The following is a 20,085-nucleotide window of genomic DNA, read 5'->3' as shown; positions in this document are numbered from 1 at the left end:
CGCGAAGGCCTGCAAAGCAGGCCCAAAAGAACCATCAACCGCGCTGTCGCGCCAGCGTCATCGCGGTATCTTCAATCATGTCCTCCTGCCCGCCGACCATCCCGCGCCGGCCCATCTCCACGAGAATTTCCCGCGCCGACACGCCGTATTTCTTCTCGGCACGCTTGGCAAACAACAGGAACGACCCGTACACCCCGGCAAAGCCCATGGTCAGGGCATCGCGGTCGCTGCGGATCGGGAAATCCATGATCGGCACCACCAGGTCTTCGGCCACATCCTGAATCTGGAACAGGTTGACGCCGGTTTCGATCCCCATTCGTTCACACACCGCTACCAACACTTCCATCGGCGTATTGCCGGCACCGGCGCCAAGCCCGGCGCAGGCGGCATCGATACGGGTGGCGCCAGCGGCGATGGCGGCAATCGAGTTGGACACGCCCATCGACAGGTTGTGGTGGCCGTGGAAACCGATCTCGGTCTCCGGCTTCAACGCAGCCCGCAGGGTGGCCACGCGGATGCCGACGTCCTCGGGCAGCAGGTAGCCCGCCGAGTCGGTGAGGTAGATGCAGTTGGCACCGTAGCTCTCCATCAACTTGCCCTGTTTTGCCAGGCCCTCGGGGCTGTTCATGTGGGCCATCATCAGGAACCCGACCGTGTCCAGGCCCAGCTTGCGGGCGTGGGCGATGTGCTGTTCGCTGACATCGGCCTCGGTGCAGTGGGTCGCCACGCGCAGGGTGGACACCCCCAGTTCATGAGCCATCTTCAGGTGATCGACGGTGCCGATGCCCGGCAGCAGCAGGGCGGAGACTTTCGTCTGCTTCATCAGCGGGATCACCGCCGACAGGTAAGCTTCGTCGCTGTGGGCCGGGAAACCGTAGTTCACCGAGCTGCCGCCAAGGCCGTCGCCGTGGGTGACTTCGATCAGCGGGATGCCGGCGGCATCGAGGCCGCAGGCGATGTCTTTCATCTGTTGCAGGCTGATCTGGTGACGCTTGGGGTGCATGCCGTCACGCAGGCACATGTCGTGGACGGTGATGCGTTTGCCGCGAAGGTCCATGGTGTTCTCCTTAGGCGTGGGCGGGTTGGACGGGGTGCAATTGCAGCTCGCCCTTGAGGATGGCGTCGGCGTACATCTCGGCGGTGCGGGCAGCGGCGGCGGTCATGATGTCGAGGTTGCCGGCGTACTTGGGCAGGTAGTCGCCCAGGCCCTCGACCTCCATGAACACCGAGACCCGGTTGCCGTCGAACACCGGTCCGTTGACCAGCTTGTAGCCCGGCACATAGCGCTGTACCTGGGCGATCATCGCGTCGATGGCCGCGCGGATGGCGTCCTGGTCAGGCTCGTCTTCGGTCAGGCAGTGCACGGTGTCGCGCATGATCAGCGGCGGCTCGGCCGGGTTGATGATGATGATCGCCTTGCCCTTTTTCGCGCCGCCGACTTTCTCGATGGCGCTGGAGGTGGTGCGGGTGAATTCGTCGATGTTCTTGCGCGTCCCGGGGCCCACCGATTTCGAGGCTGCAGTGGCGATGATCTCGGCATACGCCACCGGCTGCACGCCGGACACCGCCGCCACCAGCGGGATGGTGGCCTGGCCGCCGCAGGTGACCATATTGACGTTCATCGCGCCCAGGCCGAGGTTGGCCTTGAGGTTGACCGGCGGCACGCAGTACGGGCCGATCGCTGCGGGCGTCAGGTCGATCATCAGCACGCCCAGCGCATTCAGCTTGCGGCTGTTCTCGGCGTGAACATAGGCCGAGGTGGCGTCGAAGGCGATCTGGATGTTGTCGTCGAGTACGTGCGGCAGCAGCCCGTCGACGCCGTCGGCGGTGGTTTTCAGGCCCAGTTCGCGGGCGCGTGCCAGGCCTTCGGAGGTAGCGTCGATGCCGACCATCCACACCGGTTCCAGCACCTCGCTGCGTTTGAGTTTGTACAGCAGGTCGGTGCCGATATTGCCCGGCCCGATCAGCGCGCATCTGATTTTCTTGCTCATCGTCTGTGGCTCCCCAGGGTGCTCAAGGTATGAAGCGCAGGCTGGACTGGCCCAGCCCGCTCATGGAAAGGCTGATGCGATCACCGGCAACGACCGGCACCAGCGGCGCCAGGGCGCCGGAAAGAATGATTTCGCCACGGCGAAACGGAATGCCCAGTTCGCCCAGGGTGTTGGCCAGCCAGGCCACGGCCGCGCAGGGATGGCCCTGGACCGCCGAACCGAAGCCGCTGCCGGCGGGCTCGCCGTTTTTCAGCAGGTGCATTTCCACCCGGGCCAGGTCCAGCTCGCGCGGGTCGACGCGTTGGGTGCCGAGGGCGAACACGCCGCAAGAGGCGTTGTCGGCCACGGTGTCCTGGATGCGGATCTTCCAGTTGTCGATGCGTGAATCGACGATCTCGAAGCAGGGCATCACCGCTTCGCTGGCGGCCAGCACGTCTTCGGCGCTGATGCCGGGGCCTTGCAGGTCCTCGGCGAGGACAAAGGCGATTTCACCCTCGGCCCGCGGCTGGATGAGGTTGTAGCGGGCCAGGCTGACATCGCTGCCATCGGCCACTTGCATGGCGTCGGTGAGGAAACCGAAATCGGGCTGGTGCACGTCGAGCATCTCTTGCACGGCGCGGCTGGTAACCCCGATTTTCTTGCCCACCACGCGCTCGCCGAGGGCTTCGCGGCGTTGCAGGAAACGCAGGGAAATGCGGTAGGCGTCATCCAGGCTGATTTCCGGAAAGCGCTCGCTGAGCGGCGCGAGGGTCTTGCGGCTGCGCAGGGCGTGGAACAGCTCGGCGCCGAGGGCATCGATCAAATGGGCGTCCATGACGGGGCTCTTTCTGATGGAAGAAAAAAGGCCGGCCCCAACGGGTTGAGAGTGCCGGCCAAAAGGGGGAAGCGGGGTCAGCCGGCCCAGACGCTGGAATCGGCGCCGCCATCGACATCGATGATCTTGCCGGTGACCCAGGCCGAGGCTGGGCTCGCCAGGTACAGCGCGGCGGCGGCGATGTCCTCGGGGGTGCCCAGGCATTTGAGCGGGGTATTGGCTTCCATGGTCTGGCGCATGGCGGCGGGCATCACCCCGGCGAGGGCGTCGGTCAGGGTCGGGCCCGGCGCCACGGCGTTGACCCGCACGTGCGGGGCGAAATCCTGGGCCAGCAGGCGGGTCAGGTGGCTGAGGGCGGCCTTGGCGCTGCCGTAGGCGCTGAAGTGACGCTGCGAATAGCGCGCGGCCACCGAACTGACGTTGATGATGTTGCCGCAACCGGCCTCGCGCATCAGCGGCACACAGAGCTGGCAGAAGGCGTAGGCGGTGGAAACGTTGAAGCGCAGGATCTCGTCGAACTGCTCCGGGCTCAATTGCAGTGGATCGTTCGGCCCGCCGCCGCCGACGTTGTTCACCAGGTGGGTGATGCGGCCCAGTTGCTCGTGGCTCTGGCGGACCAGGGCCTGACGTTGTTCGCTGTCGTTGACATCGCAGGCGATGGCCAGGGCGCGCCGACCGAGGCCGCGGACCTCGGCGGCAACCGCCTCCACATCGGCCAGCGAACGGGCCGAACAGACCACATCGGCGCCGGCCTCGGCATAGGCCAGGGCAATCGCGCGGCCGATTCCACGGCCACTGCCGGTGACAATGGCGACGCTACCGTCCAGTTGGAATCGCTTGAGGATAGTCATGGGCTGTCCTTTCTCCTGTGGTTTGGATGATGGAAGGGACTATGGCTGGGGCGGGGATTTGGGGGCATCGTCTCAATGGACTAGCGGGATGGAGTGAAATATGTGGAACCACTGATGCTCGGCCGCTGATCCGACGGTGCACTAGGTTGAGGTCTCTATTGCAGGAGGCTGATATGGATCGTCCACACAACAAGCGTTTGCGCCATGGCCGTTTTTCCGAGCAGGGGCGTTTGTATCTTCTGACCACTACGGTTGCGGACAGGGTCCCGATTTTTCGGGAGATGTGCCTGGCGAGACTGGTAGTTGGACAGTTTCGGCAAGTGCAGGATGAGGGGCTGGCGAATTCGTTGGCTTGGGTCGTGATGCCTGACCATATTCACTGGTTGATGGAGCTGCGGCAGGCGAGTCTTGACACGCTGATGCAGCGCTTCAAGTCTCGTAGTGCGCGCAGCGTCAACGCGGCATGCGGGCGACAGGGCCGGCTGTGGCAGCCGGGCTTTCATGATCGGGCGTTGCGCCGGGAGGACGACATTCTCGAGGTTGCGCGGTACATCGTGGCCAATCCTTTGAGGGCCGGGCTTGTGCAGCGCTTGGGTGATTATCCGCATTGGGATGCAGTGTGGTTGTAGGGCCATCGCGAGCAAGCTCGCTCCTACAGGTTGGGAGTAGGGGTTGGGGGTTGGGGTAGTAGCGAGCTTGCTCGCGATGCGCCGCGCAGGCGGCGCTCGATCTAAAGAACGCTGAAATCCCTCTGTTGCGTCGGGAGGTCGGGCTTGCGCAACGGTTAGGTGATTGTCCGCATTGGGATGCGGTGTGGTTGTGGGGCCATCGCGAGCAAGCTCGCTCCTACAGGTAGGAGTTAGGGTTGGGGGTTGGGGTAGGAGCGAGCTTGCTCGCGATGCGCCGCGCAGGCGGCGCTCGATCTAAAGAACGCTGAAATCCCTTTGTTGCGCCGGGAGGACGATTCCTCTGAGGGCCGGCTTGTGCAGCGTTGGGTGATTGTCTGCATTGGGACGCAGTGTGGTTGTGGGGCCATCGCGAGCAAGCTCGCTCCTACAGGCGGCGGTAGGGGTTGGGGTAGGAGCGAGCTTGCTCGCGATGCGCCGCGCATGCGGCGCTCGATCTCAAAAGCGCCAAAATCCCTCGCCGCGCGCGTGTTACCAAAAGCCCTAGTCCGCTTTGACGATGAACGACCCCGCCCGCGAATCCGATCATCTCCCTCAGCTTGCGCAAGGGCGCAACCAGATCGGGAGAGTCGAGCGATGTACAGCATGCGTGACAAGAATGAAGAAGAAATCGAGCTGATCGAGCGGGCACGACGCCTGGTGCCGTTGCTCAAGGAACGCGCTGCACAAGCCGAGCGCGATCTGCGGGTGCCGGACGAGAGCATCATCGAGCTGCAAGCCGCAGGTCTGTTGCGGGCACTGCAACCCCGTGCGTTCGGCGGCTATGAGGTCGACCCGCGGACCTTTTTCGAAATCCAGATGATCCTCGCCGAAGGCTGCATGTCCACCGCCTGGATCTACGGTGTGATGGGCGTGCACCCCTGGCAACTGGCGCGCTACCCGGTCGAGGCGCAGCGCGAGGTCTGGGCCAATGACCACGGCGCGCTGATTTCTTCCACCTACATGCCGGCGGCCAAGGTCACGGTGGTGGAGGGCGGCTATCGCATCAGCGGACGCTGGGGCTTCTCCAGCGGCAGCGAGCACTGCCAGTGGGTGTTCCTCGGCGGCATTCTCCCCGCCGACGGCGATTTCGCCAGCGAGCACGGCACCTTCCTGCTGCCGCGCGAGGACTACCTGATTGAGCGCAACTGGGACGTGCTGGGCCTGCGCGGCACCGGCAGCCACGACATCGTCGTCGAAGACGTGTTCGTCCCGGCGCACCGCGTGCAGCGCACCAACAACTGGCGTATCGAGGCCACGCCGGGCCGGCTGGTCAACACCAACCCGATCTACGCCATTCCCTTCGCCCAGGTGTTCTCCCGCGCCGTGTCGACCTCGGCCATCGGTGCGCTGCAAGGGGCGATCAACGAGTTCCGCGCCAATGCCGCTGCGCACACCGGCAAGCACGGCGCGCGCACTGCGGACGATCCGGTGGCGCAAATCGCGGTGGCCGAGGCGGTCATCACCGTCGACGCGCTCAAGCTGGTGCTGGAGCGCAACTACGACCACCTGATGAGCCTGGCCTGCGCCGGCGAGTACCCGGACACCGAAACCCGCCTGCTGTACCGCTATCAGTCGTCCTACGTGACCAACGTCTGCGCCGACCGGGTCAACGACCTGCTGCGCAGCATGGCTGCATCCGGGCTGTACAACAGCAACCCGGTGGCACGGCTGTTCCGCGATCTGCATCAGGCCCGCGGCCACATCGCCAACAACTTCATGGCCTACGGGCGCAGCTTCGGCGCGGTGCAACTGGGCCTGCCCAACCCGGACCCGTTCGTCTGAGGCCCATCCCATCGCGCGTCCGCCTGCCTGTGCCGCACAGGCAGGTCGCACGGAGTACCTGAACCATGAATGATTATCTGACCTTGCGCGTGGCGCGGGTGATCGAGGAAACGGTCGACGCCCGCTCGCTGGTGTTCGACATCCCCGAGCACCTGGCCGAGCGTTTTCGTTATCAACCGGGGCAGTTCCTGACCCTGCGGGTGCCGTTCGAAGGCGGCTGGCTGCCGCGCTGCTATTCGCTGTCGAGCACACCGTTGCTGGACGAGCCGCTGCGGGTGACGGTCAAGCGCGTGCGCGAGGGCCGCGCCTCCAACTGGCTGTGCGAGGAACTACAGGAAGGCCAGAGCCTGGAAGTGCTGCCACCGGCCGGGGTGTTCGTGCCGCGCTCGCTGGACACCGACCTGCTGCTGTTCGGCGGCGGCAGCGGGGTGACGCCGGTGCTGTCGATCCTGCGTTCGGCTCTGCTCGCCGGCACCGGCAGGATCCTGCTGATCTACGCCAACCGCGACGAACAGTCGGTGATCTTCCGCGATGAGCTGCGCTTTCTCGCCAACGCCCATCCGCAACGCCTGCAAATCGTCCATTGGCTGGACTCGGTGCAGGGCGTACCAGCCACGGCGCAACTGGCCGAACTGGCCCGCCCGTTTATCGACGCGCACGCCTTTATCTGCGGCCCGGCGCCCTTTATGGATGCCGCAGTCGCCGCGCTGAAAAGCCTCGGCATGCCCAATGGCCGGGTGCATGTCGAGCGCTTCGTCTCGCTGCCTGGCGAGGGCGAAGCGTTGCCCGTGCTGGTGAGCGAGGCGGCGGTGGCCGCGCAACTGGCGGTGCGCCTCGATGGCGAGGACTACGCCGTGCCCTGCGACAGCGGCGAAACCGTGCTCGACGCCATGCAGCGCGCCGGCCTCAACCCGCCCAGCGCCTGCCGCGTCGGCGGTTGCGCGTCGTGCATGTGCACCCTGGAAAGCGGCGCGGTCGACCTGTTGCACAACGATGCGCTGGACCAGGACGAGTTGGCCGAAGGCTGGATTCTCGCCTGCCAGGCCGTGCCCACCACCGCGCAATTGCGTATCCGCTTCCCCGAATGATGATGAGCGAGTCGATGATGAACCCGAGCCAGAATTGCCCCGCGCCCGCGCTGGCGGCGCCCACCAGCATTGCCCGGATGCTGTTCGACAGCGCGCGCCGCTTCGCCGGGCACAGCGCCATCGAAGAAGACGGTCAGTGCCTGGACTATGCCGACCTGCCGGAGCAGGTCATGACCATCACCCGTGGCTTGATGGCCCTGGGCATCCAGGCCGGTGACCGCATCGGCCTGTGGGCGCCGAACAGCCGCCAGTGGATCCTCGCGGCGCTGGGCATTCATTGCGCCGGCGCGGTGCTGGTGCCGGTCAATACCCGCATGAAGGGCGCCGAGGCCGCCGACATTCTCGCGCGCAGCGGCTGCCGCGTGCTGTTCGTGCAGCGGCAGTTCCTCGACGTCGACTACACCGCGCTGCTGGCGCCCCATCGCCCTGCCAGCCTGGAGCATCAGGTGATCTTCGATGCCGAGCGCACCACGGACGTCCGTGACCTCGGCTTCAGTCAGTTCCTCACCGGCGCCCTGACCATCGAAAAACTCACCGCCGAGCGCCGCGCCCTGTCGATCGGGCCGGAAGCCATGTGCGACTTGCTGTTCACCTCCGGCACCACCGGCAAGCCCAAGGGCGTGATGAGTGCCCACGGCCAGAACCTGCGGGCGTTCGGCGAGTATGTGCAGGTCCTCGGCCTGGTGCCGGGGGATCGCTACCTGATCGTCAATCCGTTCTTCCACGCCTTCGGCTACAAGGCCGGCTGGCTGACGTGCCTGATCGCCGGGGCGACCATCCTGCCCCATGCGGTGTTCGACGCCGACGCGGTGTTCCAGCGCATCGCCAACGAGCGCATCAGCGTGCTGCCCGGGGCGCCGACCCTGTACCTGTCGCTGCTGGCTCATCCGCGCCTGGCCGAGACTGATCTGTCGAGCCTGCGCATCGCCGTGACCGGCTCGGCGAGCATTCCGCCGAGCCTGATCGAGCGGATGCGCAACGAGCTGGGCTTCAGTGTGGTGACCACCGCTTACGGCCTGACCGAATGCGGCGGCCTGGCGACCCTCTGTGACCCCGGCGACAGCGCCGAAACCATCGCCGGCACCAGCGGCCGGCCGTTGTCCGGCACCGAAGTGAGCATCCGCGACCCGCACAACCAGGCGTTGCCCCAAGGCGACACCGGGGAAATCTGCCTGCGCGGTTTCCACGTGATGCAGGGCTATTTCGAGAACCCCGAGGCCACCCGCGAGGCGATCGATGCCGAGGGTTGGCTGCACACGGGCGACGTCGGCCGGCTCGATTCGCGGGGCAATCTGGTGATTACCGATCGCCTCAAGGACATGTACATCGTCGGCGGCTTCAACTGCTATCCGGCGGAAATCGAAGCGGCGCTGATCGCCCATCCGGCCATCGCCCAGGTCGCGGTCATCGGCATTCCCGATGCGCGCATGGGCGAGGTCGGCTGCGCCTGTGTGGTGCTGCGCGAAGGCCGGCAACTGGAGGAGGGCGAGCTGATCGCCTGGAGCCGCGAGCGCATGGCCAACTACAAGGTGCCGCGCAGTGTGCGGCTGTTCCCGGCGCTGCCGCTCAACGCCTCGGCCAAGGTTGCGAAGAACGAGCTGCGCGCGCTGGTGGGCAACGGCTGATTTTCACCAAACGGACGATGTGCCGGCGCCTGCCCTGTTTCAGGCTGCGCCGGCAAGCCCAGGGTTTGTATGCCTAAAACAACAAGAAAGGAGAGGAGCATGTCTTCGCACAACCGGATCGCCACCCGTGATTTGCGCCGTCGCAGCCTGTTGGCACTGGCGGTCGGCCTGGCCAGTGGCGGGGCCAGCGCCGGCCCGAGCTTCGAAGTGGGGGACAACACCACCCTCGACACCTCGCTGACGGTCAACTACACCGCCTCGATGCGCACCGGCAAGCCGGCCCACGAGTACCTCAACGACCTCAACAACGATGACGGCACGCGCAACTTCAAGCGCGGCGCGCTGATCAACAACCGCGTCAGCCTGTTCGGCGAGCTGATGCTCAAGCACGACAACCTCGGTGCGGTGCTGCGCGGCAGCCACTTCTACGACGACGTCTACCACAACCGCAACGACAACGACTCGCCCGGCACGGTGAACAAGATCGGCCGCGCCGACGGTTTCAGCGACGACACCCGCCGCCTCAGCGGCAGCAAGGCGCGGCTGCTGGACGCCTACGTCTACGGCAACTTCGACATCGGCGACACCCAGTACCTGTCGGTCAAGGCCGGCCGCCATCTGGTGGCCTGGGGCGAGAGCCTGTTTTGGGCCAACATCAGCCAGGGCCAGGCGCCGGTCGACGCTACCAAGTTCAACGTGCCGGGCACCGAGGCCAAGGATTCCTACCTGCCGGTGGGGCAGGTCTCGGCGTCCTGGTCGCTCAACGAAGACCTGGCGCTGGTGGGTTTCTACCAGTACGAGTGGGAAAAGACCCAGCTCAACCCGGTGGGTGACTATTTCGGCAGCGATACCTTCGGCCCTGGCGCCGAGTTCTTCCGCCTTGCGCCCGGAGTGATCGCCAACCTGCCGGACCAGAGCTTCACCGGGGTCAATTACGCCGGCGAACTCAAGCCGCGTGACAGCGGCCAGTGGGGCCTGGGCGTGCGCTACCGGATCACCGAGAACACCGAAATCGGGCTGTTCCACTACCGCTACCACGAGCGGATCGGCTCGATGTTCTTCGACTTCAGCGGCACCACCGAGTACTCGTCGCTCAAGCGCCTGGCGCGGCACAGCGGCGTGGAGTCGGCGCCCGCCTATCGCCTGGGCTATTTCGAGGACGTCGAGCTGACCGGCATCAGCTTCAGTTCGAAGGTCGGCGACTCGGTGCAGTACGCCGGCGACCTCAGCTACCGCGACGGTGCTTCGGTGTACCTGGACAACGGCGCGCCGACCACCGGGCAGATCTGGCAGGGCAACCTCAATGCCTCGTACATCCTCGGCCCGAGCTTCATCGCCCAGCAGACCACCTTCATGGGTGAAGTGGTGCACCAGCGCATCCAGGGCGTCGACAAGCTCACCGTCACCGGCGGTGGGCCGGGCGTCGACGGCGTGTACGACAACTTCGAATCGGCCACCCAGACCCGCGGCTCGACCCTGCTGGGGATCGGCGCCTACATGGATTACCCGTCCATCGCCAACGGCCTGGACCTGACCACCAAAGTGGTGTGGACGCAGAACGTCGACGGCAGCGCCTACCAGGGCCTGGGTCGCGACGAGAAGCGCCTGACCGTGGGCGGCGACTTCAAGTACCTGGGCAACTTCCAGGTCGGCTTGACCTACGTGGCCTACCTCAGTTCGCCGGATATCGCCCAGGGCCGCCTGATGGCCGACCGCGATTACCTGTCGTTCAACGCCAAATACACCTTCTGAGGCAATCGGCCACGCCCTGGCGGCGTGGCCGGCTTTGTTCGTCCAAACGTCGAGGCCTGTCATGCAAACCCGTTCCGCTCCATCGCCGTTCAGCCCGGTCACCATCGGCCCGCTGACCCTGAAAAACCGCTTTATCAAGGCTGCCACCAACGAAGGCATGAGTGCCAATGGCGTGCCGTCCCGGCAACTGGCGGCGTTGCACGGCAACCTCGCCGGCGGCGGCGTGGCCTTGACCACGGTCGCCTATTGCGCGGTCAGCAAGGATGGCCGCACCTTGCCCAACCAGTTGATCCTCGAACCCGCCAGCCTGCCGCACTTCAAGGCCCTGACCGATGCCGTGCATGCCAAGGGCGGCCAGGCCAGCGCACAGATTACCCACGGCGGCTGCTTCACCTTCATCCGCGAACGCTCGACCAAACGGCCGCTGTCGGCCAGCGGCGGCTTCAACAAGATCGGCATGATGAGCGGCATGTTCCTCAAGCAGGCCATGAACGAGCGCGACATGCAGCAAGTGGTCGAGGACTTTGCCAAAGGCGCGCGATTGGCGCGTGAAGCCGGCTTCGACGCAGTGGAAATCCATATGGGTCACGGCTACCTGCTCAGCCAGTTCATTTCGCCGCTGTACAACAAGCGCCGCGATCAGTACGGCGGCAGCCTGGAAAACCGCCTGCGTTTCCCGCGTCGGGTACTGCGGGCGGTGCTCGATGCGGTGGGCCGGGAAATGGCGGTCATCTGCAAATACAGCATCACCGAAGGCGTGCGCGCCGGTAACAGCGCCGAGGACGGCGCGCGCATCGCGCGCATGCTGGAAGAAGAGGGCGCGCACCTGCTGGTGCTCAGCGCCGGGATGAACGCCGAATCCATCACCACCATGTTCGGCTCGTCCTTTCCCAAGGAAAACCGCGTGCAACAGAAGAACCCGGTGATTGCCCTGGCCATGGCCATCCAGCGCATGACCGACCCGGTGGTGGAGTTCCGCGAGCTGTACCTGCTGGAGCACGCACGCAAGGTCCGCGCGGCGGTGAAGATGCCGCTGGCCTACCTGGGCGGCGCCAAGAGCTTGGGCGGTATCGAACAACTGATGAGCGAAGGTTTCGACCTGATTGCCATGGGCCGGGCGCTGATCGCCGAGCCTGGGTATGTGAACAAGCTGGCCAATGGTGAAGGGCGCAGCAACATGTGCACGGCGTGCAATCGCTGCGTGGCGATGATGTATACGCCGGGTGGAACGTCGTGCGTGCTCGGTCAGCCGGGAGATGCGGCGCTGAACCGGGTGCCGGCGGGAGGCCAATAGTCTGGATTGACGCCCCGGGCGGCAGTTCCTGCCGCCCGCATCGCCGGCCCTACGCCAGCTTCATCATTGCACCGTCCCAGATCCGCTTGAAATTGGCCCGGCGTTTTTCGCGGCTGTCTTCACTGGTGCCCTTGTTGACCACATCGGTGATCCGGTTCACGACCTCCGGCGCACTGCCCAGATCCGCCTTCTCGTACAGCCGGTTTTCCAGCCAGAAGTTCACCGCGGAGCGGGTGGCGTACTTCATCTGCAACAGCAGGTCCGGGTTTTTCAGGAAGTCCACCGTGTCGTCTGGCCATCGCGTCTGGTGGTTTTCGTGCCAGCGCTGGAAGCGGGTGTAGTTGTGCCGCCCGGTCAGTTGCTTGAGGCCGCGTCCGCGAAAGGCCCAGCCATCGCCGCTGGCATGGCCGCCATTGCCCAGGTCGGCACGTGCGCCATAGGCGAAGTTGGCAATGGCTTCGAAGTCGTAGCGGGCCATCCGCTCGCCATTGGCCTTGACCAGGCCGGGCTTGCAGAAACCGTGGGTGCAGGCGGCATCCGGGTTGTTGCGGAAGTATTTGAAGGTCTTGGGCAGTGACGAACTGCGGTAGGCGAAGCTTTCTTCGACGATCAGCCGGTCGCTGGTTTCCTGCAGGATCTGCGCGAAGAAATGGCTGCGGCGCAGGGGGGTGTCCAGTTTGTAGAAATCGAGGTGGGCGTTGAGTTCGTGGGCGATGGCCAGCAGATCACCGTGCCGGTTATCGCCGACGCCGCTGAACATCCGCTTCATCAGCGCCAGGTTGAAGCTGAAGTGCTGGACGACGGGTGAGGGCGCCGAGGCAGGAAGAGGCGGTGGCGTCACCGGGGCGGGCGTCGCCACAGCCGCTGGCGGCGCGGCAACGGCGACGACTGATGGGTGCTTGTTCTTATGCCGCTTCCAGAACGCCAGACCCCGCAGAAAACCGGACATATCGCCTCCGTCTCATCCCTGAAAACGGAGAACTTGAACTATTCCTACAGCCAAAGGCAAGCTTTCTGTCGAGTGACGGGCCTCAATAGCAGCCTGTTATCAGGCTCCCGCGCCACTGGCCTCGATGCGGATCCTCTCCGCTCGGCATTCACTTCGATCAGTCGCCTGACGGGGCAGGAACGCCTGACCGATCACTCCTTTCAAGGTGCGCTCGCCCTTGAAGTCCTTCGGCAACGACACGCGGATCTCCTCCAGGTAGTCGCCGCTGCAGATCAACAGGAAGTTATTGCGCGCGTCCTTGCTGCCAAATTCATCGGCCAGCTTCGAATAGACCTGCTCCCTGGACACCTCGCCGCCGACGTTGCTGCGGATGTATTCACCGGCCTGGGAGTCGTTGAAGGACTTCAGCAGGTCCACCGCGAAGCGGAAGTACGCGTCATCGGTCATGGCCGTCTGGCACACCCCGTGTTTCTTCCATTCGTAGTTGCCGAACTGCGTGCCGTAATGAAAATTCGGCATCCACGGCTTGATGTAGTCCACGGTGTCGGCGCTCAGATTCAGCTCGGCGCCGTTGCACTGGCCATAGTCGATCCCGCAGGCCTGTTTGTTCGGCCACAGGCCGTGCAAGGTGAAGTGATTGACCGTCAACGCGCCGCTCTTCATGGCCTTGCACTCCGGCTTGGCCGGGCCGCCCCGGTCATGCTCGCAAAAGCCCGGCTGCCAGGTTACCGCCAGCACATAGCTGTCGTATTTATCGGGGACCCGGCAGGCCTGCGCTCCCGCTTCAGACATCACCAGCCCGTCCACCTCGCCGCAGTCGGCGGAGACCCAGCGCAGGTTGTTCTTGCCCGAACCCACCTTGACCCTGACCCACTGGAATTGCTCGCGGTTGACCTCGGCGATCGGGTAGGTCTGCCCCGGCTCAACGGCAAGGTTGCCAGGGTTGGTCTTGTTCTTGAACGATTGAAAGGCTTCGCAGCGTTGCGAAACCGCAAAGGTGCCCGCGCTGGCATTCACGGCCAGAGCGTTATCGACGTTCAGAAAGGTGAGCAGGGTGGCGAGGGAAAGTATGGCCAGACGGTCCATGGTGATGTCCTGGGTCAGCAAACGGATGCCGCGGGAGATTACCGTAGTCGTGGCCTGATGGCGCGCAGAAAGCAAAGAGGAAAACCGACGTGCCCGGGAGCAGTTTTGCTGCTCCGGGCGGGGCCGTGGCTCAACCGAATTGCAGGAATTCCAGGCAACTGCGGTTGAACAACGCCCGGTGCTCGACCTGCACCCAGTGCCCGCACTGGTTCAGCACGATAAAGCGTGCCTTGGCCGCGCCATCGATGATGCGCTGCGCGCCGCTGACCGGGTTGAAGTTGTCATTGCTGCCCCAGAAACCGAGGATCGGGCACTGGATCTCGCCCAGGCGGCTTTCCATGTTCGGCACCATCATCGTGCTGAACAGGTTCTTCGGCTGGGTGACCGCCACCGCCACCCGTTCCTCCAGCAAGTCTTCCGGCAGGATCGAGGGGTCGAACAGTTGCAGGCTCATCATGCTGCGCATTTCTTCCATGCCGATCGGGCCGGCATTGAACAGGCCGACCATGCGCAGGATGCCCGGCATCTGGAAGTAGGTTTCGCGTTCTTCGACGCCGCCTGGCGCCAGCAGAATCAGCTTTTCCGCCAGCTCCGGGTGACGCAGCGCCAGGCCCAGGGCGATGGCGCCGCCCAGCGAATTGCCGAGCAGTGTGCAGCGCGTGACGCCGATCTGTTGCAGGAAAGTCCCCACGCATTCGACGAAGAAATCCAGGTTGTACTGCACGTCATCGGGCTTGTCGGAGCGGCCGAAACCGGGCAGGTCAAGCAGGATGTTGCGATAGCCGGCGGCGACGAAATCCGGGGCGTTGCCCTTGAAGTTGCTATGGCCGCTGGCACCCGGGCCGCTGCCGTGCAGCCAGAGCACCACCGGGCCTTCGCCCTGGTCGAGGTAGTGCAGGCGCAGACCGCCGGGCAGGGTCTGGTAATGGCCGACGGGCAAGGGCAGGTCTACGGATTGATTCATGAGGTTCTCCAGGTCTGCGGATGGACGCGCAGACCGGCCGGGCGTGGTGGATGAGCGAAGGGGTAAGCCGCACCCGGCCAGTGTGCGCCAGGAGATGCTCGGCCCTGCGCGGCCTCGCCACATCGTCCGTTCAGACCACATGGACCGGTTGGTCCGCTAGTCCTGTTGGACGATGTTGGCCCCGGTCGGCGGGCCAATCATGCCGGGGAGGGCCCGCTGTCTGCGGGCCGCGTCGAACACTCCAGGGAGAATGCTATGAAGCTGCAGAACAAGGTGGCCTTCGTCACCGGCGCCGGGCAGGGCATGGGCCAGGCCATCGTGCGTCGGTTCGTCGCCGAAGGGGCGAAAGTGGTAGCCGTGGACCTCGATCAACAGGCCCTGGCTGCCAGCCTGGCGGACCTGGGCGAGAACGTCCTGGCGCTGTCCTGCAACGTCGCCGACAGTGCGTCGGTGGCCGATGCCATGGGCCAGGTCGAAGCCCGTTTCGGCGGCCTCGACATCGTGGTCAACAACGCCGGCGTCGGTGCTCTCGACAGCTTTCTCGACACCCCCGACGAGAGCTGGGCGCGGGTCATCAACGTCAACCTCGGCGGCACCTTCCTGTGTGCCCGCGAAGGCGCGCGGCTGATGCTCAAGGGCAAACGCCAGGGCGCGATCATCAACCTCTCCAGCACCGCGGCGCTGACCGGCGAAGGTCCCAGCCACTACTGCGCGTCGAAGGCCGCAGTCATGGGCCTGACCCGCTCCATCGCCCGTGAACTGGCGGCCAGCGGCATCCGCGTCAACACCCTGGTGCCGGGCCCGACCAACACGCCGATGATGGCCGGCATTCCCGACGAGCACATGCAGGCGCTGCTGAAAAACGTGCCGCTGGGGCGCATGTGCGAAACCGACGAAATCGCCCGGGTGGCGGTTTTCCTGGCCAGCGAAGACGCCAGTTTCATGACCGGTCAGAACGTTGCCGTCAACGGCGGCATGGCCTTTATCTGAGGAGTTTCCATGAGCAAGCGTCTGCAAGGAAAAATCGCTTTTGTCACCGGTGCCGGCTCCGGTATCGGTGAAGCCACCGCCCTGCGTTTCGCCGAGGAAGGCGCCACCGTGGTGCTTTGCGGGCGGCGTCCCGAGCCGCTGCAGGATGTTCTGGAGCGTATCCAGGCACTGGGTGGCCAGGCTGAAGTTGCGGTGGCCGATGTCAGCGACGAACACGGTTATGTCGCCGCGCTGGAAGCCACGGCCAAGCGCCACGGTCGCCTCGACATCCTGGTCAACAACGCCATGGCCTACACCTGGGGCGGCATCGACAGCATGACTACTGCCGACTGGCACGCCAACTTCAGCACCACGGTGGACGGCACCTTCTGGGGCACCCGCACCGCCATGCGCCTGATGCAGGCCAACGGCGGCGGCGCCATCGTCAACATCGCCTCGATCTGCGGCCTGTTCGGCACCGCCTGGATGGCCGGTTACTCGGCGGCCAAGGCGGCGGTAATCAACTTCAGCCGCGCCGCCGCCAGCGAAGGCGCGCCACACAAGGTGCGCTGCAACGTGGTCATCCCCGGCGTGGTCGATACCCCGGCTACCGCCGGCATGCTCAGCGACGCGCGAACCCGCGCCAATACCGAGAAGGTCATCCCGATGAAACGGGTCGGCCTGCCGGTGGAGCTGGCCAACGCCATCCTGTTCCTCGCCAGCGACGAAGCTTCCTATGTCACCGGCGCCAGCTTGAGCGTGGACGGCGGGCGCAGTTCCGACCTGTACACGGTGCTGGAATGAACCCGAACGACGCCTCGCTGCTGCAGCGTATCGACCGCCTGGAGTCGCTCGACGCCATCCGCCAACTGGCCGGCAAGTACGCCCTGGCGCTGGACATGCGCGACATGGACGCCATGGCCAACTGCTTTGCCGCCGACGTGCGGGTGGGCCGCGACAAGAGCGGCCGTGCGCACCTCAAGGCGTGGCTCGACGAAACCATGCGCAAGCAGTTCCACGGCACCTCGCACCACCTGGGCCAGCACATCATCGAATTCAGCGATCCGGACCATGCCACTGGCGTGGTCTATTCGAAGAACGAGCATGAGACCGGACCCGAGTGGGTGATCATGCAGATGCTCTACTGGGACGACTACGAGCGCATCGATGGGCGCTGGTGTTTCCGCCGTCGGCTGCCGTGCTACTGGTACGCGACCGACCTCAACAAACCGCCGATCGGCGGCCTGAAAATGCGCTGGCCGGGGCGCGAGCCCTACGCCGGCACCTTCCATGAACTGTTCCCGTCGTGGGATGGGTTCTGGGCCAACCGGCCGGACAAGGACGCGTTGCCGCAGATTGCTGAGCCGGCGCCTCTGGAGGGGTTCTTGCAGACAATGCGCCGAGGGGCGGGGGATCCGAAGATTCGGGTGCGGTGAGGGAAGGGCAGAAAGGCCGTCGATTGACGGCCTTTTTTGTTGTTGTCAGGGCCTCTAGATTATCTGCGCACCTCTCGCGGCATCCCCAGCGCCCGCTCGGCAATCACATTGCGCTGAATCTCATTGCTGCCGCCGTAAATGGTGTCCGACCGGGTAAACAGAAACAGCGACTGCAACCGGTTCAACTCATAAGGCGCGCCGTCGAGAATTTCCGCCTGCGGCCCCAGCACGTCCATCGCCAGCTTGCCCAGCTCGGCATGCCAGGTCGACCACGCCAATTTGTAGATCATCGCTTCGCGCGCAAGGCTGCCGTCTTGCGCGCCTGAGAGCATGCGCAGCGAGTTGTAGCGCAACACCTTGAGCCCGGCCCAGGCGCGGGCGATACGCTGGCGCAACAGTGGGTCGCGGCTGGCGCCGTTGTCGCGGGCGATACGGATAACCTCGTCCAGCTCGTTCTGGAACTGCATCTGCTGGCCAAGCGTGGAAACACCGCGCTCAAAACCGAGCAGTGCCATGGCGATCTTCCAGCCATCGCCGGGCTCGCCGACCAGGTTAGCGATCGAGGTCCGCGCCTGGTCGAAGAACACTTCGTTGAACTCGCTGGTACCGGTGAGTTGCTGGATCGGCTGCACACGAATCTGTTCCTGTGCCATCGGCACCAGCAGGAACGACAATCCGTGATGACCGCTGCTGCCCGGCTCGGTACGGGCCAGCACGAAGCACCAGTCGGCTTCGTGGGCCAGCGACGTCCAGACTTTTTGCCCGCTGATCAGCCAGTACTCGCCGCTGTCGTCCAGCCGCGCGCGGGTCTGCACATTGGCCAGGTCCGAGCCGGCGCCGGGCTCGGAATAGCCCTGGCACCAGAACTCGCGGCCACTGAGGATGCCGGGCAACAGCCGACGTTTCTGGTCGGTATTGCCGAAGGCGGCGAGGGTCGGACCGACCAGCCCTTCGCCGATATGCCCCATGCGTCCGGGACCGCCCGCGCGGGCATATTCCTCATGGAAGATCACTTGCTGGCTGATGCTCAAACCGCGACCGCCGTGTTCTGTAGACCAGCCGACGCCGGTCCAGCCGCCCGCGGCCAACTCACGTTCCCAGGCTTTGCGCTGTTCCGGGAAGCTGTGCTCGTCGCCCGGCCCGCCGCGAAAACGCAGAGGCTCGAATGCGCCGCTCAGGTGCTCGGCCATCCACTGGGCGATGTCTTTGCGGAAGGCTTCGTCCGCGCTGTTGAATCCGATTTTCATGGGCGTTGCTCCAGGAGTTGCGCGGCCAGGCGCTCGGCGTGCCAGGCCGGCGTACCCAGCCACTGTTCGCCGGCGCGGGCGCGTTTGAAGTACAGGTGCGGGTCGTATTCCCAGGTGAAACCAACCCCGCCGTGCAACTGGATGGACTCGGCCGCGCAGTGGAAGAAGGTCTCGCTGGCGTGCAGCTTCGCCGTGGCGGCGGCGGCGAGCAGTTCACTGGCCAGCGCGGGATCGCCGTCTGCGGCAAGGCGCTCGCCGGCGACGCAGGCGGCGTACCAGAACGCCGAACGTGCGCATTCGACCTGCAGCATCATGTCGGCGCAGCGGTGCTTGATTGCCTGGAAACTGGCGATCGGCCGGTTGAATTGCTTGCGCTCGGCGACGTAGGCCAGGGTCAGGTCCAGAACCTGCTGGGCGCCGCCGGTCTGCTCCGCCGCCAGGCCAATGGCGGCGATGCTCAGCACATCGCGCAACAGCGGCCAGCCTTGGCCGGCGACGCCGAGCAACTGCGCATCGGCGGCGCGCACTTCGCGCAGTTCGATCCGTGCCAGGCGCCGTGTCTGGTCGAGGGTGGGCAGGGCGCTGCGGGTGATGCCAGGAGTGGCGGCGGGGAGGGCGAACAGGCTAATGCCGTGTTCGCCCTGGCTGCCCGGTTCACGGGTGGCGACGATCAGCAGGTCAGCCTGCGCGCCGTCCAGTACCTGCGCGCAGAGTCCATCGAGCACATAGCCGCCGGCCTCGGCGTGGGCGGTGATCTGCACGTTGTCGGCGTCCATACCCGTACCCCAAGCCAGCGTGGCACGGGTTTCCCCGGCAGCGATTGCGCCCAGCCAGTTGGCTTGCAACGGCGGGTTATCGGCCAGCAGCAGGGCCGGGGTCGCCAAGCACGCGGTGGCGAACAGCGGCGAGCCGAGCAAAAAACGCCCGCACTGCTCCTGCAACAAGGCCAGTTCGACGAAACCCAGGCCCATGCCGCCATAGGCTTCCGGCACCATCAGCGCCGGCCAGTACAGCTCCTGAGCGATGCGCTGCCACAGCGCCGGGTCGTAATCATCGACACGCGCCATGCCCGCGCGAACGGCGGACGAGTCGCTGGCCTGGGCCAGAAAACGCTCGGCGCTGTCGCGGATCATCAACTGCTCTTCGGTAAAGGCGAACTCCATAGGGACGGTTCTCTGCGGGACAAAAGGATGCCGCAGTCTAGGTGGGGTGGTTTTGCGGGCGAATCATTGAAACGGACTAGGCGCTATGGGCTTTGAGTCGGTGCGGTTCGATGTGGGGAACGGTGAAGTTTAATTACGGGTTGGTTAATTGCGGTCAAATAATTTATTACGGTGACAGCAGTCCGGTACTTCAGCAACTGACAAAAATGCTAGGCAGCGCGCCGGAAATATTATTGCCAACGATTCTAAAGATCATAAGTTTGCCGGGCTAGGCTGAAAAAAAGCGGTGTCGCCGTCAATGTATTTCTCATTTCGTATGGTTAGCGGGGTGCGTCATGGCGCGCGCGAGCCTGTTTTCAATGCAGCATGGGCTAGTTCGAACGAATTTCGTACAGTGCCTGAAACG

General features: G+C 64.9%; 18 protein-coding genes. 9 read left to right on the top strand and 9 right to left on the bottom strand.

Annotation, left to right across the window (positions count from 1 at the left end):
- Positions 1 to 34 precede the first annotated feature (34 nt).
- From dmpG to HWV67_RS06755, 4 genes are all read right to left on the bottom strand, one after another.
- Entirely contained in the window at positions 35 to 1,057 is a 1,023-nt protein-coding gene (gene dmpG, locus HWV67_RS06770; protein WP_175650491.1) for a 4-hydroxy-2-oxovalerate aldolase, read from the bottom strand.
- A gap of 10 nt (positions 1,058 to 1,067) precedes the next feature.
- Complete coding sequence (locus HWV67_RS06765) at positions 1,068 to 1,991, bottom strand: acetaldehyde dehydrogenase (acetylating) (protein ID WP_175650490.1); 924 nt, start codon at positions 1,989 to 1,991, stop codon at positions 1,068 to 1,070.
- A 22-nt stretch (positions 1,992 to 2,013) separates the two neighbouring features.
- Positions 2,014 to 2,805: a fumarylacetoacetate hydrolase family protein gene (locus HWV67_RS06760; protein WP_175650489.1), complete on the bottom strand. Its 792-nt coding sequence runs from the start codon at positions 2,803 to 2,805 to the stop codon at positions 2,014 to 2,016.
- Between the two features lie 77 nt (positions 2,806 to 2,882).
- Positions 2,883 to 3,656, bottom strand: a complete 774-nt coding sequence (locus tag HWV67_RS06755; RefSeq protein WP_175650488.1) for a glucose 1-dehydrogenase — start codon at positions 3,654 to 3,656, stop codon at positions 2,883 to 2,885.
- 173 nt (positions 3,657 to 3,829) lie between these two features.
- Between HWV67_RS06755 and HWV67_RS06750 the strand changes: the two genes are divergently transcribed.
- The 6 genes from HWV67_RS06750 to HWV67_RS06725 all read left to right on the top strand — a co-directional run bounded on the left by HWV67_RS06750 (position 3,830) and on the right by HWV67_RS06725 (position 11,865).
- Positions 3,830 to 4,285, top strand: a complete 456-nt coding sequence (locus HWV67_RS06750) for an REP-associated tyrosine transposase (protein WP_175650487.1) — start codon at positions 3,830 to 3,832, stop codon at positions 4,283 to 4,285.
- A 633-nt stretch (positions 4,286 to 4,918) separates the two neighbouring features.
- Positions 4,919 to 6,106: an acyl-CoA dehydrogenase family protein gene (locus HWV67_RS06745; RefSeq protein ID WP_175650486.1), complete on the top strand. Its 1,188-nt coding sequence runs from the start codon at positions 4,919 to 4,921 to the stop codon at positions 6,104 to 6,106.
- A gap of 65 nt (positions 6,107 to 6,171) precedes the next feature.
- Positions 6,172 to 7,194, top strand: a complete 1,023-nt coding sequence (locus HWV67_RS06740; protein ID WP_175650485.1) for a ferredoxin--NADP reductase — start codon at positions 6,172 to 6,174, stop codon at positions 7,192 to 7,194.
- A gap of 17 nt (positions 7,195 to 7,211) precedes the next feature.
- Entirely contained in the window at positions 7,212 to 8,819 is a 1,608-nt protein-coding gene (locus HWV67_RS06735) for a FadD3 family acyl-CoA ligase (RefSeq protein WP_175650986.1), read from the top strand.
- Between the two features lie 99 nt (positions 8,820 to 8,918).
- Complete coding sequence (locus tag HWV67_RS06730) at positions 8,919 to 10,571, top strand: DUF1302 domain-containing protein (RefSeq protein ID WP_175650484.1); 1,653 nt, start codon at positions 8,919 to 8,921, stop codon at positions 10,569 to 10,571.
- 61 nt (positions 10,572 to 10,632) lie between these two features.
- Positions 10,633 to 11,865, top strand: coding sequence for an NADH:flavin oxidoreductase (locus HWV67_RS06725; protein WP_175650483.1), 1,233 nt, complete (start codon positions 10,633 to 10,635; stop codon positions 11,863 to 11,865).
- A 49-nt stretch (positions 11,866 to 11,914) separates the two neighbouring features.
- Here the strand turns inward: HWV67_RS06725 and HWV67_RS06720 are convergent, their stop codons facing one another.
- The 3 genes from HWV67_RS06720 to HWV67_RS06710 form a co-directional block, all read right to left on the bottom strand.
- On the bottom strand, positions 11,915 to 12,814 hold the full coding sequence (locus HWV67_RS06720; protein ID WP_175650482.1) for a glycoside hydrolase family 19 protein: 900 nt from the start codon (positions 12,812 to 12,814) through the stop codon (positions 11,915 to 11,917).
- A 99-nt stretch (positions 12,815 to 12,913) separates the two neighbouring features.
- Complete coding sequence (locus HWV67_RS06715; RefSeq protein ID WP_175650481.1) at positions 12,914 to 13,900, bottom strand: ribonuclease T2 family protein; 987 nt, start codon at positions 13,898 to 13,900, stop codon at positions 12,914 to 12,916.
- 130 nt (positions 13,901 to 14,030) lie between these two features.
- Positions 14,031 to 14,864, bottom strand: coding sequence for an alpha/beta fold hydrolase (locus tag HWV67_RS06710; protein WP_175650480.1), 834 nt, complete (start codon positions 14,862 to 14,864; stop codon positions 14,031 to 14,033).
- A 255-nt stretch (positions 14,865 to 15,119) separates the two neighbouring features.
- Here HWV67_RS06710 and HWV67_RS06705 point away from each other — a divergent pair, with 255 nt between their 5' ends.
- The 3 genes from HWV67_RS06705 to HWV67_RS06695 are packed head-to-tail and all read left to right on the top strand — an operon-like array spanning position 15,120 to position 17,269.
- Positions 15,120 to 15,854, top strand: coding sequence for an SDR family NAD(P)-dependent oxidoreductase (locus HWV67_RS06705; protein WP_175650479.1), 735 nt, complete (start codon positions 15,120 to 15,122; stop codon positions 15,852 to 15,854).
- A 9-nt stretch (positions 15,855 to 15,863) separates the two neighbouring features.
- Positions 15,864 to 16,637, top strand: coding sequence for an SDR family NAD(P)-dependent oxidoreductase (locus HWV67_RS06700; protein WP_175650478.1), 774 nt, complete (start codon positions 15,864 to 15,866; stop codon positions 16,635 to 16,637).
- Positions 16,634 to 17,269 carry a nuclear transport factor 2 family protein gene (locus tag HWV67_RS06695; protein ID WP_175650477.1) on the top strand — a complete coding sequence of 212 codons (636 nt, stop codon included), beginning with the start codon at positions 16,634 to 16,636 and terminating at the stop codon, positions 17,267 to 17,269. Before HWV67_RS06700 ends, HWV67_RS06695 begins: the two co-directional genes overlap by 4 nt.
- A gap of 59 nt (positions 17,270 to 17,328) precedes the next feature.
- On the opposite strand, the gene HWV67_RS06690 is transcribed toward HWV67_RS06695, so the two are convergent.
- Positions 17,329 to 18,516, bottom strand: coding sequence for an acyl-CoA dehydrogenase family protein (locus HWV67_RS06690; protein WP_175650476.1), 1,188 nt, complete (start codon positions 18,514 to 18,516; stop codon positions 17,329 to 17,331).
- Positions 18,513 to 19,679, bottom strand: a complete 1,167-nt coding sequence (locus tag HWV67_RS06685; protein WP_175650475.1) for an acyl-CoA dehydrogenase family protein — start codon at positions 19,677 to 19,679, stop codon at positions 18,513 to 18,515. The genes HWV67_RS06690 and HWV67_RS06685 overlap by 4 nt, the downstream gene beginning before the upstream one ends.
- Between the last annotated feature and the right edge of the window lie 406 nt (positions 19,680 to 20,085).

This window comes from Pseudomonas sp. Marseille-P9899 (assembly GCF_903166565.1).
Classification (GTDB): domain Bacteria; phylum Pseudomonadota; class Gammaproteobacteria; order Pseudomonadales; family Pseudomonadaceae; genus Aquipseudomonas; species Aquipseudomonas huaxiensis.
This window is presented reverse-complemented; position numbering and strand designations above follow the sequence as displayed.

Excerpts from the sequence above, each read along its gene's own strand:
- dmpG (WP_175650491.1), bottom strand. The coding sequence starts at position 1,057 with ATGGACCTTCGCGGCAAACGCATCACCGTCCACGACATGTGCCTGCGT.
- HWV67_RS06765 (WP_175650490.1), bottom strand. The coding sequence starts at position 1,991 with ATGAGCAAGAAAATCAGATGCGCGCTGATCGGGCCGGGCAATATCGGC.
- HWV67_RS06760 (WP_175650489.1), bottom strand. The coding sequence starts at position 2,805 with ATGGACGCCCATTTGATCGATGCCCTCGGCGCCGAGCTGTTCCACGCC.
- HWV67_RS06755 (WP_175650488.1), bottom strand. The coding sequence starts at position 3,656 with ATGACTATCCTCAAGCGATTCCAACTGGACGGTAGCGTCGCCATTGTC.
- HWV67_RS06750 (WP_175650487.1), top strand. The coding sequence starts at position 3,830 with ATGGATCGTCCACACAACAAGCGTTTGCGCCATGGCCGTTTTTCCGAG.
- HWV67_RS06745 (WP_175650486.1), top strand. The coding sequence starts at position 4,919 with ATGTACAGCATGCGTGACAAGAATGAAGAAGAAATCGAGCTGATCGAG.
- HWV67_RS06740 (WP_175650485.1), top strand. The coding sequence starts at position 6,172 with ATGAATGATTATCTGACCTTGCGCGTGGCGCGGGTGATCGAGGAAACG.
- HWV67_RS06735 (WP_175650986.1), top strand. The coding sequence starts at position 7,212 with ATGAACCCGAGCCAGAATTGCCCCGCGCCCGCGCTGGCGGCGCCCACC.
- HWV67_RS06730 (WP_175650484.1), top strand. The coding sequence starts at position 8,919 with ATGTCTTCGCACAACCGGATCGCCACCCGTGATTTGCGCCGTCGCAGC.
- HWV67_RS06725 (WP_175650483.1), top strand. The coding sequence starts at position 10,633 with ATGCAAACCCGTTCCGCTCCATCGCCGTTCAGCCCGGTCACCATCGGC.
- HWV67_RS06720 (WP_175650482.1), bottom strand. The coding sequence starts at position 12,814 with ATGTCCGGTTTTCTGCGGGGTCTGGCGTTCTGGAAGCGGCATAAGAAC.
- HWV67_RS06715 (WP_175650481.1), bottom strand. The coding sequence starts at position 13,900 with ATGGACCGTCTGGCCATACTTTCCCTCGCCACCCTGCTCACCTTTCTG.
- HWV67_RS06710 (WP_175650480.1), bottom strand. The coding sequence starts at position 14,864 with ATGAATCAATCCGTAGACCTGCCCTTGCCCGTCGGCCATTACCAGACC.
- HWV67_RS06705 (WP_175650479.1), top strand. The coding sequence starts at position 15,120 with ATGAAGCTGCAGAACAAGGTGGCCTTCGTCACCGGCGCCGGGCAGGGC.
- HWV67_RS06700 (WP_175650478.1), top strand. The coding sequence starts at position 15,864 with ATGAGCAAGCGTCTGCAAGGAAAAATCGCTTTTGTCACCGGTGCCGGC.
- HWV67_RS06695 (WP_175650477.1), top strand. The coding sequence starts at position 16,634 with ATGAACCCGAACGACGCCTCGCTGCTGCAGCGTATCGACCGCCTGGAG.
- HWV67_RS06690 (WP_175650476.1), bottom strand. The coding sequence starts at position 18,516 with ATGAAAATCGGATTCAACAGCGCGGACGAAGCCTTCCGCAAAGACATC.
- HWV67_RS06685 (WP_175650475.1), bottom strand. The coding sequence starts at position 19,679 with ATGGAGTTCGCCTTTACCGAAGAGCAGTTGATGATCCGCGACAGCGCC.